The organism is uncultured Microbacterium sp. (genome assembly GCF_937927635.1).
In the GTDB taxonomy this organism is placed as follows: Bacteria; Actinomycetota; Actinomycetes; order Actinomycetales; family Microbacteriaceae; genus Microbacterium.
Genome location: NZ_CALBRW010000025.1, coordinates 1 through 14,692, shown reverse-complemented (window position 1 = coordinate 14,692; position 14,692 = coordinate 1). Strand labels below are relative to the sequence as shown.

At 68.8% G+C, this 14,692-nt stretch carries 10 protein-coding genes; 6 read left to right on the top strand and 4 right to left on the bottom strand.

Features of this window, described 5'->3' with window-relative positions:
* Window position 1 precedes the first annotated feature (1 nt).
* The 6 genes from Q0568_RS12215 (at window position 2) to Q0568_RS12190 (ending at window position 7,210) form a co-directional block, all read left to right on the top strand.
* The gene (locus tag Q0568_RS12215; RefSeq protein ID WP_298867282.1) at window positions 2-1,339 is read left to right on the top strand and encodes a glutamine synthetase family protein; all 1,338 of its coding nucleotides are present in this window, start codon (window positions 2-4) and stop codon (window positions 1,337-1,339) included.
* A gap of 9 nt (window positions 1,340-1,348) precedes the next feature.
* Window positions 1,349-4,321 carry a bifunctional [glutamine synthetase] adenylyltransferase/[glutamine synthetase]-adenylyl-L-tyrosine phosphorylase gene (locus tag Q0568_RS12210; protein WP_298866888.1) on the top strand — a complete coding sequence of 991 codons (2,973 nt, stop codon included), beginning with the start codon at window positions 1,349-1,351 and terminating at the stop codon, window positions 4,319-4,321.
* Window positions 4,322-4,583: 262 nt separating this feature from the next.
* A complete protein-coding gene (locus tag Q0568_RS12205; protein ID WP_100810623.1) occupies window positions 4,584-4,808 on the top strand; it encodes a helix-turn-helix domain-containing protein in 225 nt (74 codons plus the stop codon).
* Between the two features lie 215 nt (window positions 4,809-5,023).
* Entirely contained in the window at window positions 5,024-6,130 is a 1,107-nt protein-coding gene (locus tag Q0568_RS12200; protein ID WP_298866885.1) for a tyrosine-type recombinase/integrase, read from the top strand.
* 77 nt (window positions 6,131-6,207) lie between these two features.
* Window positions 6,208-6,564 (top strand): helix-turn-helix domain-containing protein, encoded by a 357-nt coding sequence (locus Q0568_RS12195; protein ID WP_100810625.1) that lies wholly within the window; start codon window positions 6,208-6,210, stop codon window positions 6,562-6,564.
* Window positions 6,530-7,210, top strand: coding sequence for a hypothetical protein (locus tag Q0568_RS12190; protein ID WP_298866880.1), 681 nt, complete (start codon window positions 6,530-6,532; stop codon window positions 7,208-7,210). The genes Q0568_RS12195 and Q0568_RS12190 overlap by 35 nt, the downstream gene beginning before the upstream one ends.
* Window position 7,211: 1 nt before the next feature.
* Here Q0568_RS12190 and Q0568_RS12185 read toward each other — a convergent pair whose 3' ends face one another.
* The 4 genes from Q0568_RS12185 to Q0568_RS12170 form a co-directional block, all read right to left on the bottom strand.
* Window positions 7,212-12,146: an SNF2-related protein gene (locus Q0568_RS12185; protein ID WP_298866878.1), complete on the bottom strand. Its 4,935-nt coding sequence runs from the start codon at window positions 12,144-12,146 to the stop codon at window positions 7,212-7,214.
* Window positions 12,147-12,217: 71 nt separating this feature from the next.
* Window positions 12,218-12,742, bottom strand: coding sequence for a hypothetical protein (locus tag Q0568_RS12180; RefSeq protein WP_298866876.1), 525 nt, complete (start codon window positions 12,740-12,742; stop codon window positions 12,218-12,220).
* A 138-nt stretch (window positions 12,743-12,880) separates the two neighbouring features.
* On the bottom strand, window positions 12,881-13,495 hold the full coding sequence (locus Q0568_RS12175) for a hypothetical protein (protein WP_298866872.1): 615 nt from the start codon (window positions 13,493-13,495) through the stop codon (window positions 12,881-12,883).
* A gap of 9 nt (window positions 13,496-13,504) precedes the next feature.
* Window positions 13,505-13,945 (bottom strand): single-stranded DNA-binding protein, encoded by a 441-nt coding sequence (locus Q0568_RS12170; protein WP_298866870.1) that lies wholly within the window; start codon window positions 13,943-13,945, stop codon window positions 13,505-13,507.
* Between the last annotated feature and the right edge of the window lie 747 nt (window positions 13,946-14,692).

Below are 14,692 nucleotides of genomic sequence, written 5' to 3'. Positions count from 1 at the left end.
CATGGACAAGCAGCGCGACTTCGTGCTGCGCACCATCGAGGAGCGCGGCGTGAAGTTCGTGCGCCTGTGGTTCACGGACGTCATCGGGACGCTCAAGTCGGTCGCCATCGCGCCGGCCGAGGTCGAGGGCGCGTTCGCCGAGGGGATCGGCTTCGACGGCTCCGCCATCGAGGGCCTCACCCGCACCTTCGAGTCCGACCTGCTCGCGCAGCCGGACCCCACCACCTTCCAGATCCTGCCGTGGCGCGGCGAGGTCGACCCCACCGCGCGCATGTTCTGCGACCTGACCACCCCTGACGGCCGTCCGGCGGTCTCCGACCCGCGGCACGTGCTGCGCCGGTCCCTCGCGAAGGCCGCGGACGCCGGGTTCACGTTCTACACGCATCCCGAGATCGAGTTCTACCTGCTCAAGTCGGCCGAGGTCGGACCGGACGGCCCGGTACCGGTGGACTCCGCGGGCTATTTCGACAACGTGCCCGGCGGCACCGCGCACGACTTCCGCCGCAGTGCCGTGCGGATGCTGGAGGACCTGGGCATCTCGGTGGAGTACAGCCACCACGAGGGCGGTCCCGGTCAGAACGAGATCGACCTGCGCTACGCCGACGCCCTGACCACGGCCGACAACATCATGACCTTCCGCACCGTGGTGAAGGAGGTGGCCATCGAGCAGGGCGTGTACGCCACGTTCATGCCGAAGCCCCTGAACAACCACCCCGGCAGCGGCATGCACACGCATCTGTCGCTGTTCGAGGGCGACGTGAACGCCTTCCATGAGGCCGGGGCGGAGTATCAGCTCTCGCTCACCGGGCGGCGCTTCATCGCGGGCCTGCTGCGGCACGCCAACGAGATCGCCGCGGTCACCAACCAGTTCGTCAACTCGTACAAGCGGCTGTGGGGCGGCGACGAGGCGCCGAGCTTCGTCACCTGGGGGCACGCCAACCGCTCGGCCCTGATCCGCGTGCCGATGTACAAGCCCAACAAGATGCAGTCCACCCGCATCGAGTACCGCGGTCTGGACTCGGCGGCCAACCCCTACCTGTCGTACGCGCTCATGCTGGCCGCGGGGCTGAAGGGCATCGAGGAGGAGTACGAGCTGCCTCCGGAGGCCGAGGACAACGTCTGGTCGCTCAGCGATTCCGAGCGCCGCGCGCTGGGCTATGCGCCCCTGCCGGCCAGCCTGGACCACGCGCTGGAGTACATGCAGGACTCCGAGCTGGTGGCCGAGACGCTCGGCGAGGAGGTCTTCAACTACGTGCTGCTGAACAAGCGCAAGGACTGGGAGGCCTACCGCGGGCAGGTCACCCCGTTCGAGCTGCAGAACAACCTCGGGCTGCTCTGAGTCGTCCTGATGGCTCGACCTGATGCGTCCGTCTCGCTGTCGGCGCTGGCCAGGCTCGGCTTCGTCGAGCTCACCGCAGCATCGGCCGGGCTGACCGAGCTCGCCGAGCTGACCGGCCTGGAGCGCACGGAGCTGGCGGAGGACCTGGTGGCCGCGGACCCGGATGCCGCCGTCGCCGGCATCCTGCAGGTCGCCCGCCGCGATCCGGCGCGAGCCGCCGCCGTGCTGCGGGATCCGCAGGCCCGTGCAGCGATGTGGCGGGTGCTGGGCGTCTCCTCCGGCATCGCCGACTTCTTCGCGCGGCGCCCCGAGCAGCTGGATGCCGAGGTGCTGCGGCGCACCGTCCTCCCCACTGCCGATGAACTGCGGGAGGGCCTGCTGGCGGCGGTCGACGCGCAGGACGGCTTCGCTCGTGCGAAGGATGCGACGCTGGCGCTGCGTGTCGCCTACCGGCGCTGCCTGGTCGGCATCGTGGCGGCGGACACGGCATCCGAGAACCCCGTCGAGATCATCTCCGACGTCTCCGCGGCGCTTGCGGATGCCGCGTCGGCCGCGCTGGAGGCGGCTCTCGCCGTCGCCCGCACCGAGGTGGCGGATGCCGGCATCCCGCGCACCGAGGTCGCCGCGACCCGCCTCGCGATCATCGGGATGGGCAAGACCGGCGCGCGCGAACTGAACTACCTCAGCGACGTGGACGTGATCTTCGTCGGAGGCACGGCCGACGAGACGATCGTCGGCGAGTCGCGGGCCATCGACATCGCCACGCGGCTCGCGCGGGAGACCATGCGCGCGCTGGACGGCATCGACACCGAGCCGCCGCTGTGGGAGGTGGATGCCGCCCTGCGACCCGAAGGCAAGCAGGGAGCCCTGGTGCGCTCCCTGCCCTCGCACGTGGCGTACTACGACCGGTGGGCGAAGAGCTGGGAGTTCCAGGCGCTGCTGAAGGCGCGCCCGCTGGCGGGGGACGCCGCCCTGGGCGCCGACTACATCGCGGCGCTTCAGCCGCGGGTGTGGACCAGCTCGGAGAGGTCGGACTTCGTCGACAGCGTCCAGCGCATGCGCGAGCGCGTGACGGCCAACATCCCGCCCGAGGATGTGCCGTACCAGCTCAAGCTCGGCCCTGGCGGACTGCGCGACATCGAGTTCACCGTGCAGCTGCTGCAGCTCGTGCACGGCGTGAGCGACGAGACCCTGCGCACCCGCGGCACGCTGGAGTCGCTGCAGGCGCTGGCCGACGGCGGATACATCGGCCGGGTCGAGGCCGCGTCGTTCGCCGAGCAGTATCGGCTGCTGCGCCTGCTGGAGCACCGCCTGCAGCTGCACGAGCTCAGCCGCACTCACCTCATGCCGCGCGATGACGAGGGCATGCGGCGTCTGGCCCGCGCCACGGGGCTGGCGGACTCGGCATCCGCTCTGCGCGCGCTGTGGGACGGCGTGCGGCGTGAGGTGCGCGAGCAGCACGTGCGGCTGTTCTACCGGCCGCTGCTGGCCGCCGTCGCGTCGCTGCCGGCCGAGGAGCGCCAGCTGACCACGGGCCAGGCCGCGGACCGCCTGGCCGCCATCGGCTTCCGCGATCCCGAGGGGGCGCTGCGGCACATCGCCGCACTCACCTCGGGGATCAGTCGCAAGGCCGCGATCCAGCGCTACCTGATGCCGGTCATGCTGCGCTGGTTCGCCGACGGCACCGATCCGGACTACGGCCTGATCGCGTTCCGTCGGATCAGCGAACGGCTGGGCGACACGCACTGGTTCCTGCGGATGCTGCGCGACTCGTCGGGCGCCGCCGAGCGTCTCACTCGGGTGCTGTCGAGCTCGCGGTACATCGGCGAGCTCATGGAGTGGATCCCCGAGTCGGTGGCGTGGCTGGACAGCCCTGGCGCCCTGCGTCCGCGTGGCGGCGCAGCGCTCGACGAAGAGGCCCGCGCGATCCAGACGCGGCACACCACCATCACCGGCGCGCTGAAGGCCGTGCGGGCGCTGCGCCGCCGCGAGCTGCTGCGCACGGCCATGGGCGCGGTGCTGGACCACATCGGCGTCGACGAGATGGCCCGCGCCATCAGCGAGATCACCGAGGCCACGATCCAGGCGGCGCTGCGCGCGGTGTACCGCGAGGTCGTTCCGGAGGAGGACGACGCGCTGGACTTCTCCATCATCGCGATGGGGCGCTTCGGCGGGGCCGAGTTGGGCTTCGGATCGGATGCCGACGTGCTGTTCGTCTACGACCCCAACGGGGTCGAGCCGCAGCGCGCGCAGCAGCTGGCGTCCAAGATCGTCGCAGGGCTGCGCGAGCACCTGACGGATCATCGGCTGCCGCTGGACCTGGACGCCGACCTGCGGCCGGAGGGCCGCAACGGAGCCATCGTGCGCACGCTGGAGGCGTACACGCAGTACTACCGGCGCTGGTCGCTGTCGTGGGAGGCGCAGGCGCTGCTGCGAGCTCGGGGGATCGCCGGCAGCCAGAAGCTCATCGCGAAGTTCATGGCGCTGGCTGACAGCATCCGCTTCCCGGAGCAGATCTCCGCGCAGGACGTGCGCGAGATCAAGCGCATCAAGGCACGCGTGGAGGGGGAGCGGCTGCCGCAGGGAGTCGATCCGCGCCGGCACCTCAAGCTCGGCCCTGGCACGCTGAGCGACGTGGAGTGGATGGTGCAGGTGCTGCAGCTGCAGTACGGCCACCGTGTGCCGGATCTGCGCACCACGTCCACGCTGCAGGCGCTGGACGCCGCTGTGCTGGCCGACCTGCTCCCCGCCGACGGCGCCGAGCAGCTGCGCAGCGCCTGGCTGCTGGCCAGCAGACTGCGCTCGGCGATGACGCTGCTGACCGGGCGGACCAGTGACGTGCTCCCCATGGAGCATCGAGAGCTGGACGGCGTGGGTCGCCTGCTGGGCTACCCGGATCGCGGCGCCATGCTGCTCGAGGAGGAGTACCTGCGGGTGACGCGCCGGGCCAGGAGAGTGTTCGAGAAGCAGTTCTACGGCTGAGGGCTCGGGCTCCGCAGTGCGGATCCCGAGCCCTCAGTGGCGGATGCTGTGATCAGCAGCCGTAGTACAGCTCGGCTTGAGGATCTGAGAACCGGAGGGGGTTCCGCAGGCTCACACTTCCCTGCAAACACAGGGAAGTGCAATGGTGAGCATGAGTGGGGTCGCTGCTGCGGCTGTCCGAGAACCCGTCCGTTTACTCGATTCTTGGCCGTCCTACGGGGGTCGCTGGAGGTCTGCGGGTGGTGCCGCCTACCTCATTGGTATGAGCGACAACCGCCCCCGCCTCTGGACTCCGCAGGAGCTTGCAGAGTACACGGGCATCCCGATCAGGACGCTCGCTGACTGGCGGACGGAGCGTGCGCGCAGCCGAGGTCTCGGGTTGCCGTTCGTCGCACTCTCGTCGCACAACGTCCGCTACCGCGATGAGGATGTCGAGGCGTTCATCGCGCGGCGGATCGTGGCCCCGACGGATAGGGCGGGCGACTGATGGCGCGGCCGAAGCGCGCGCTCGGCGAACTCGGCAAAGTAACCTACACCGTCGAGCCGAACGGCCTGGTCATCGCGCGAGCGCGAGTCTATGACGGCAACGGGCAAGAGCGTCGTCCCAGCGGCAGCGGAGCGACAGAGGCTGAGGCTCTGACCGCGTTGCAGGAAGCGGCTGATGTCGCCGTCGGTCGAGTCCTGGCGCGACGAACACAGCTCATGACGGTCGCTGAGCTGGCGACGACGTGGCTGAAGACGGCGTACCACGACGACGATCCGCGGGTGCTGCGCCAGCGCCGTGAGCAGACCGTCGATGGCTACGCCTCGGTGGTGCGCGCGCATGTCATCCCGCGCGCCGGGGCCATCCCCATCGCCGACGTCACCGCCGACCGTGCTGATGGGCTGCTCATGGACATCGCACGGGAGAAGTCGGTGACGACCGCGAACAAGGTTCGGAACGTGATGTCGCTCATGTTCGACTGGGCGATCCAGCAGGGGCACTTCTCGGCTGCCGGGTCGATACAGAACACGCGGTACGGAGCGGTCGTCGTGGCGAACCCGATCCGCGCGACCAGGCGAGCGGACGAGCCGGACACGGTGTACTTCGAACTCGACGCGGTGCAGGTCAAGTACATCCTCCACCTCATCCGCGAGGTGTGGCCCGAGCGGCACCGGAAGCGGTATCCGGTGGGCCGACGGCCCAACTACAAGCTGCTCGCTGACTACATCCTCATCACGCTCGGCACCTCCGAGAGGACAGCGGAACCGATTGCGATCCGGTTCCAGGACGTGCGGTTCGAGGCGGTGGAACAACCGGATGGAAGCCTCACGATGGAGGCGCTCGTCTGGGTCGGCGGGACGATGGTGCGCACCAAGTCCCGCGGCCTGTTCCGTCAGGACTCACCCAAGGCGGAGCGGCAGAAGCGTTGGGTTCGCGTGCCGAAGTTCGCGGCGAAGGTACTGAGCGAACTCGTGGTGAGCCACGTTCCCGACCCCGAACGGAATCCAGACGACGTGCTGTTCACGACCGAGCGCGGCCGTCCGCGCGACCCCAGCGCCGTCGGCGAGTTGCTCAGGATGTTCCGCCGCGAGTTCGAGCCGGAACTGCTGGCTATCGGGGTCGACGCCGAGCACCTCACCTTCCGCAGTCTCCGCAAGGCCGTCGCTGCCGCGGTATCGGACACGGCTGGCGTCGAGGTCGCACGCGACCTGCTCGGGCACAGCAGTACCGACATCACGGAAGGGCACTACGCGAAGCGTCCCGACCTCATCGTCGAGATTGCGGCTGACGCGCTCGACGAGGCGTTCGCGGGCATCGACGCATGAACTGTAGGGCTCAAGAAGGGGATGCCGTATGAACACTTGTATTGTCCAGAGTGTGCAGGTGGAGATAGGATTAGGTCATGACTATGACGAGCTTGACGATCAACCCGGAGGATGTGCGCTCCAGCGCCGGGGCGCGCCCGGCTTGGCTGGAGCAGGTCGCCGCGTATGTGCAGCAGGCGGCAGCCGATGGGGAGACGGTGACGCTGACGGCGAAGCGCCGCATGATGACCCCCGAGCAGGTCGCCGACGCGATGGGCGTGTCTCGTCCCACCATCTCGCGGAAGATCAAGGCGGGGGAGATTCGCGCGGTCAAGGTCGGCAATCGCAATCGCATCCCCTACGAGGAGTTCGAGCGGTACTGGCGCAAGACGATGGGCGACCTCGTGGAGCTGACGCGCGATGAACTCCGTGACGACCTCTTCGGCGATCAGTGAGCTGACGCGCGTTCTCCTGGACGCGAACATCATCGCTAAGCCCGTCACTCGGACTCTGCTGGTCGTCGGCGGGGTGCCGAGCGGCTTCCGTGCCTTCTGGAGCCGGGCTGCCGAGCGGGAAGCCCAGGTGCACATGCGTCCGAGGGTGTTGCCGCCGTCGAGTGTCCGGGAGCGATTCGACGTCTTGCTCGGGCCGACCGGCACGGGTGCGGAACGCTTCGGAGGCACGAAGGGCGCGGATCGGCAGATCCTTGCCGATGCTGCGGCCGCGGGCGCGCGCTTCCTGGTCACCGAGGATGTGGACGATTACGGGCTGGACGATCTTGCTAGCGTCGGCATCTCGGCGGCGAACCCCGATCTGTTCCTCGCCGCGCGGCTCACCCGCGATGCCTACTCGACGGTGATCGACCTGTTCGTCGAGCGTCAGCTCAACCCGCCGACCACGCCCGCGCAATTCCACGCCGCCATCGCCAAGAACCACCCGCGCCTGTTCGCCGCACACGCGGACCTCTATGAGGTCGGGCCCGAGCAAGGCATCCACCGCGAACCGGAGGTGATCTTCCGCGGCGCGCGCTGCCTGCGTTGCGAGCAAATCATCGCCGACCCCGCCGCGATCATCGACGGGCTCGGCCCGGAGTGCCGCTGACCTAAAGCCGCGGGGCGTTGCCCGGCGGCGCAGCAGGGGGCGGCGCGGGGACGAACGGGGCCGCGGGCTCACGACCCGCACCCTCCCGCGACCCGAGGTTCGGCTCGTAGGCGCGCACGGCCTCGACTGTCAGCTCGACGCGCTCAGAGTCTGGCGCGGCAGGCTCGGGTGCCGGTTCGTCCTGCATCGCGGCGAGCTGGGACTCGACGCGGGCGAGGTCTTCCTCGGCGTCGGCGAGGGTCTGAGCGTGGCGGAAGGGCTGGCCGAGGCGCTGCTGGGTGTCGGCGACGGTCTGCTCTGCTTCTTCCAGGTCTTCGCGGGCCTGGTCGAGGAGGGAGGGGATGCCGCTGACGCGGTTCTCGATGCGCTGCACGAGTCCGAGCCCGGCCTCCAGGAACGACTCCTTCGGCATCGTGAATCCCGAGCGGGGCACCTCGGGCAGGGATACGGTCACATCGAGGGCGGCGAGCCCGGAGCGGGCCTCGACGTGGATGTCGAAGCCGGAGATGCGGCCGATGATCCCGAAGTCCTTGTGCCCGTACCGCGGCAGCCACTTCAGCCCGGAGTCGCCCATCCACGCGGCGAGGGCGTGGGCGGCTTCGGAGCGGGAGTCGTAGTCGCGCGCGCCGAGCGTGATGCGGAACCTGTCGCCGCTCGTGTCGGTCATCCGCGCGGCGGCGGCTTCCAGCGCACGAATGTCTGATGCTGCGCGTTCGGCGGATGACCGGGCGCGGTTGCCGGTGTGGACGAGCATGTCCTCGTTGCGCTCATGCGCGCGCTGCAAGCGGCGCAGCCGGTTCACCTCGTTGAGGATGACGGAGTGCTCCAGCAGGAGCGGGTTGCCGGAGGCGATGGCCTTGGCCTCGGCTGCGGACAGCGCGGAGGTGTCGATCTCCTCGATCTCGCCGGCGTTGATCTTTCCGCGCAGGAGCTGCGCGAACGACGCGGCCTTCCGCTCGACGGTCTGCCACATGTAGGAGTCGAAGGAACGCTCGGTGACGTAGCGGATGATCGCCACTTCCTCGTTCTGGTTGCCCTGCCGCATGATGCGCCCGTCGCGCTGCGCGATGTCGGAGGGCCGCCACGGGCAGTCCAGATGGTGCAGCGCGATGGCGCGGGCCTGGACGTTCGTGCCGACGCCCATCTTCTCCGTCGATCCGATGAGCACGGCGACGTGGCCGGCACGGGCCGCGGCGAACAGGCGGGCCTTCTCCACGTCGGTCTTCGCCTCGTGCATGTACCTGACCTGTTCGGCGGAGATGCCGCGCTGCACGAGCTGCTGCCGCAACTCGTCGTAGGCGTTCCACCTGTCCTGGTTCGGAGTGCCGATATCGGAGAACACGAGCTGGAGCGACCCGCGCACCGCGGAGGGCTGCCCGGTCAGCGTGTCGAGGTATTCGTTGTCGCGGGTGCGCTCCCAGATGCGGTGGATCGCGTCGGCGGCGACGTCGACCTTGCTCGGCCCGGACGAGTCGCGGGGGATGACCATGCGGATGTCGAGCGCGGCCTTGCGCCCGTCGGTGGCGATCAGGAGCATGTTGTCCTCGTCGGGCCGCACCTGGCGAGTGGCGACCTTCTCGGCGCGCTCGGCGAGGGAGGCGACGTACTGCTCCAGCTCGACGGTCGGCTGCACCGGGACGGTGGAGGGCGCACGGCTGCCGTCGTCGCGCTGCACGAGCGCGGGCACGGGCAGGTCGAGGTCGTCGGCGGTCTTCACGTCGGCGAACACCGACCACATCCGAAGCAGCTCCTGCCCGTTCTGGAACCGGGCGAAGCGGGTCTTCATTCGGAAGGTGCTGCCGGTCGGCGAGATCTCCATTTGCGTGACCAGCTCGCCGAACGTCGCCGCCCACGCATCGAACGCGCCGACGCCCGCCGACTCCAGCACGTCGGGCCGCAGGTATCGCTGCATGACATAGGTTTCGGTGATCGAGTTCGAGATGGGCGTCGCGGTCGCCGCGGTCACGACCCGCTCGCGTCCTGCCGAGCGAAGGTATTCGAGCTTCATGTGCAGGTCGCTCGCGCGATCCGAACCCTCGATGGCGGCGTCGCGGATGTTCGACTCCGTGGCGAGGTTCTTGTACATGTGCATCTCATCGACGATGACGTAGTCGATGCCGGTGTCCTCGAAGCAGACGCCGTGGTCGCGGTCGGTATCGGTGCGCTCCTTGAGCTTGTTCTCCATCGCCAGGAGCTTGCGCTGGATGCGCTTGACGCTCATCCGCTGCTCGCCGGTAGCCTCGCCCAGCACTTGCCGCACGTCCTCGACCTGCCCGCGGATGTACTGTGCCTGCGTCTCGGCGCGCAGCGGAATCTTGGCGAACGCGCCCTGGGTGACGATGATCGCGTCCCACTCGTTCGCGGCGGCGCGGGCGACGAACAGCCGCCGCTTGTCTGCCGTGAGGTCGAGGCTCGACGCCGCGAGCACACGGGCGCGCGGGTAGATCTGGAGCCACTCGCGCCCGAACTGCTCCAGCATGTGATTCGGCACGACCACGACGGGCTTGCTGATGAGCCCCATCCGGCGCATCTCCATCGCGCCCATGATCATTTCCGCGGTCTTGCCCGCGCCGACCTCGTGGAACAGGCCCGCGGCAGGCTCGGACACCATGCGCGCGACAGCGGCTCGCTGGTGCGTGCGCGGCTCGAAGTTCGACGCCAGGCCGGGCAACGACAGATACGCCCCGGCATCCGTGTAGTCGCGAAGCACGATGGAGTTGAAGCGCCGGTTGTACTCGTCCACGAGTGCTTGTGCGCGGGCCGGGTGTTCCCACACCCACTCGCTGAACCGCTCTTGGAGGGCGTCGGCCTTCTCCTGCGCTGCGGCGGTCTCGACGGGGTTGAGCACGCGACGCACCTTGCCGTCGATGTCCTTCTCCTCGTCGTATACGAGCATCGTCCGCTGCTCCATGACGGCCTGGGCGATGTCCGGCGCGGGGCGGCGGGGCGTGCCCCATTCCGAGGTGGAGGGCAGCCCCTGCCGACCGCCGCGAACCTCCCACATGCCTGGCAGCGGGTTCTCCACGCGAACGTCGGGCGCGCGCAGCGTGCTCCGCAGGAACTGCTCGTGCACGTCGGCGCTGATCCAGACCGCGCCGAGCTTCGCGTGGATGTCCTGGATGCCCAGCGGCGCGGGCAACACCTCAGCGAGCGCATTGACGTTGATCTGGAACTCCGGGTCGTCCTCGGCGCGGAGCCGTGCCGCTTCGAGCTTGACCCGCACGTCGCCCGACAGATACTCCGGCGCGTGGATGAGCTCGTTCGTGACCGGATCGGCGAACACGAGCGTTCCCAGCGCCTCGCGCGCCTCGCGGTCGTTCATGCCGAGCAGGTCGGCGACGAGGGTGATGTCGATGCGGCCGGTGCGGTCGAGGCTGACCGCGATGGCGTCGGCCGGGCTGTCGACACCCTGTACCTCGGCGCGCGGCACCACCACGCGGTGACTCATGATCGCGGCGGGCGACGCGGACTGATCCTCGTCGTCGAACTGTTCCAGCGCGAGTACCAGGGGGCCGAACGGGTCGGAGCGCAGCAGCCGGATCGGGGTCGGCACGATGCGCGCGAAGGTCTCCTCGCCGTCCTCGTTCGTGCGCCCGGTGGGGCGCAGCGTGTAGCGGTTCAGCGCCCCATAGGTGCCGACGTACTTCAGGTAGTCACGGCGCAGCGTCGTGCGGGTGAGCACGATGTCAGGCGTATCGTCCACGCTCGCAGCTTCCGCGGTCAGCAGGCGGGATGCCCCGTCCCGCAGACGCAGCAGGGCGCGTAGCTCGCGCTCGGCGGACTTCGGCACCGCAAGCGGCTCCAGCGAGCCGGAGACAACGGTGCGGAAGCCGCCGCTATCGCTCGCCACGATGCTGCCGTCCCACAGCTCCGGCGCCGACGGGGTGAACGCCGCCCGGCGCGCCTGCTGCTCGGCGGTGCGCTCGGTCATCGTCAGCCCGGCCCGGCGCGCGGAGAACACGATCTGGTCGACGGCGACCCCGAGTTCCGCCTCCAAGTCGGCCAGACCGGTCGTGATGGTGAGCGTGGCCGCGTCATACATCCCGTGGCCGACGCCGACCTCCCCGAGCATCTGCTCCGGATGCTCATCGAAGTAGCGGTTGATCCTCATCGGCTCGCCGTCGATGGGCACCTGCGCAACCGTCTCCCAGGCGTCGTCGCGCATCTGCTCGCCGTCCGGTCGCCGCCGGAACACGAGCAGGTCGGTCACCACCTCCGTCCCCGCGGCGCGGCGGTGCGCCCCGGTGGGCAGGCGGATTGCGCCCACGAGGTCGGCCAGCTCGTTCATCTCCCGCCGCGCGCCGGGGTTCTGCGCGTCCATCGTGAAGTGCGAGGTCAACACCGCGACGAGTCCGCCGGGCCGCGTCAGGCGCAGCGACTTGATGATGAAGTGGTTGTGCATCGACTGCCGGGTCGCGTTGTGCAGCGGGTCGTGCAGGGTGACGCTGCTGAACGGCACGTTGCCGATGGCGGCGTCGAAGTGTCCTTCAGGCAGTCGGGTGTCGGCGAAGGACTCGGCGCGGACGGTCGCGTGCGGGTACAGCTCGGCGCAGATCGCCGCCGTCAGCGGATCGAGTTCCACCCCGGTCATCTGTGCCGACTCCGGCGCGAGGCCGATGAACGTGCCCGCCCCGGAGCCGGGCTCCAGGACCGCGCCTCCGCTGAACCCCAGCCCGTCCAGCAGTCGCCACACCTGCCGGGCGATCATCGGGTCGGTGTAATGCGCGTTGATGGTCGTCCGCTCCGCGGCCTCCCACTCGTCGTCGCTCAGCAGCTCGCGCAGTTCGGTGCGCTCGGCATCCCACTCCGGCTTGAGGTCATCGAACACCTCGGGGATCGCACCCCAGCTCGACCAGCGGGCGAGCACGCGCTGACCATCCGGGGACGCGGGGCGACCCGTCGAGTTCAGATCGTGGATGAGCTGGATCGCCTCCACGTTCGCCCGATACCGGGCCTTCGCCCCCGAGGGGCCGAGGTCGTCCTGGGAGGCGGGGACGAAGCGAGGCGCTACCGCAGTTCGCGGAAGAAGCGGATCGTCGCCGCCTCGGCGAGCGCCGCCTGATTCGCCCGCATGTACTCCCGCGGGGGCTCCGTCGCCACGAGCTCCAGCAGGAACTCGACGCTGAGCGCCCACTTCTTCGCCAGTTCCTCCAGCTCCACGGAGGAGGGCATCGAATCCGGGCAGTCCTGCATCCGCTCCGCCCAGAGGATCAGGTTCTCGTCGGATGGCCGGGTCTGCTCCCATTCCTCCCGCGCCTGATCCAGCGGCAGGCTCGGGTCGGTGATCCACGCCAGTTGCGACATCACGACCTCCTCCGCCTGCCTCCGGGCCGCTGTCAGCCGGGCGACCTTCTGCAAGAAAGTCTCCCCCTGCCGGTCGCTCCCCGCCAGCATTGACGCGAGGTTCGTCACCTGCGCCTGCATCTCCAGGCCCATCGCCTCGAAGAACGCCGCGGGATCGTTCAGTTCCGCCACCCGGCTCAGGGCCGTCGCCTGCCAATGCGACAGCGCCATCTGCCCGTACTTGTTCATCAGCTGCCCCAGCCTCCCGAGCGGCGGTGAGCGCGGCGTCGGCCGCAGGCTCGTCGAGCCCCCACAGATCGAACTCCAGTTGCCCCGGCCAGGGCTTCCGGGATCGCTGCCGCGCCATTCGCCGTCACCGCCCGCGCCCTACTGCTCCGCCGCGAGGTGGGCGTAGAACTCGTCCTCGATCGCCTGCCTGCGCGCCACGTCCTCCTTGACGAACTGCGTGAAGTCGGCGTCCCGGTTGGGGATCACCGTCTCCACGGGAGCGGGGCGCTCGTCCTCGCCCGGCCACACCGCCTGCCGCGTCGGGCGATCCGTGTTGAGCTTCGTGCCGCACGCGGTCACCGCGTCCCGAAGCTGCGGCATGAAGGCCCAGAAATCTCGCCACCAGCCGAACGGTGCCGAGCCGTGCTGCTTCTTGTCGTAGGCATTCAGGTAGTGCTGGCGCAGCGCCGACAGCGGCCACACCAGCTCCGGATGCCGGTGCCAATACGGCGGCACGACGTTCACGCTCAGCCCGAACTCGTGGCGCAGCCAGTTCACGAAGGCGTTCAGCTCCAGCCACTCCACCTGCGCCTCGGCCGCGGTCAGGATGTTCCAGTTCACCGGGCGCGGCGGCTCCGGTGTGTCCTTCGCCTCGGGCTCCTGCTCCTTGGCCGGCCTCGGCGAAGTCGTTACCGGGTCGGGCTCCGGTTCTTCGAGCGGAGGCACGTCGAAGTCGGGGTCATCGGGCGGGAACAACGTTTCCTCGATGGTCATGACTCGGCCTCACAGCGTCATCGGACGGGGCGACGTCTGCTGCGGGAGGGTCGGGTCGGGCGCTTCGATGGGGACGCTCTCGACTTGCTGCGAGCGCGAGCGGCCACGGTCGACGGCGTAGCTCGTCCGGGCAGCATCGGGGCCGATGTGCGTGGCGATGAACTCCTCGCCGCTGACCGTCTCACCATTCTTCTCGTAGCTGAACTTCTGGACGTGGCCGCTGGCGACGAAGTTGTCGCCGCGCGCGAACTTCTCGTAGGCGTGCTCCGCGCTGCGCCGGAACATCTTGAACGGGTAGAACTTCGTCTCGCCCTGGGTGAACGAGCCGTCCGGGTTGCGCTCGAACTGCTCCTGACCGATCCAGGCGAACAACCGCGCCTCACCGTCCTCGTTGAAGGACAACTGCGGGTCGCTGGCGAAGAAGCCCCACAGGGATTCTTTGGTTCGCATCGGGATGCTCCTGTCTCATCAGAAGGGTTTCCTAATGGACAGGTGCGCATTGCGTCCCGCTGCACGGCTGACGCGGCCGCATGGAAGCAGGCCGACGTCGACCAAGCCCGTCACGCGGGCGAGGCGATCCGGGGCACCCGGCCTAAGTCGCCGCGCGCCGAGACGAAGGGCAAGCCCGACCGAACGATCGATCGCGACCGCTAAGCAGATTGGGGCCGGAACGGGCATCAAATCTCCGTCCGGCCCCTGCACCAGACGGGTGGCGGATCAGGGATGCGACCCGCTGGATGGATTGCAGGCTACCGGAAGCCTCGTCGAGCTCACGACCCATCACCGTCACCACCACCGCCGGTACGTACTTCGCTCCTTCCAGGATGGATGTTGTTGGAGCTGGTTCCCCACCAGAAATGCGATCGAATGCTCCGCCGGTCAAGGCAGCGATGGCAAGAATCGCGACAATGCCAGTACAGGCAAGGGATCGCTTGTTTACCCTCGATCCACCGATCAGCTGAGGTTGAGGCCTTCCGTTACAGCGTGTCGCTGAAGCGAAACTCGTGACTTGACCTTGCCCTAAGGGGGAAGGTCAAAGATGGACTTGGTACCGGTTTTATCCGGCTGTGGCCTGTTGCTGATCATGCCGCTGATCGACATGGAGAGGAGCGCTCATTGTCTACTGATTCCAGCCGTCGAAGGGGACTGCTGCACGGATAGGTGACAGGTTGTAGTCACGCCGCCAGGGCGACGGTC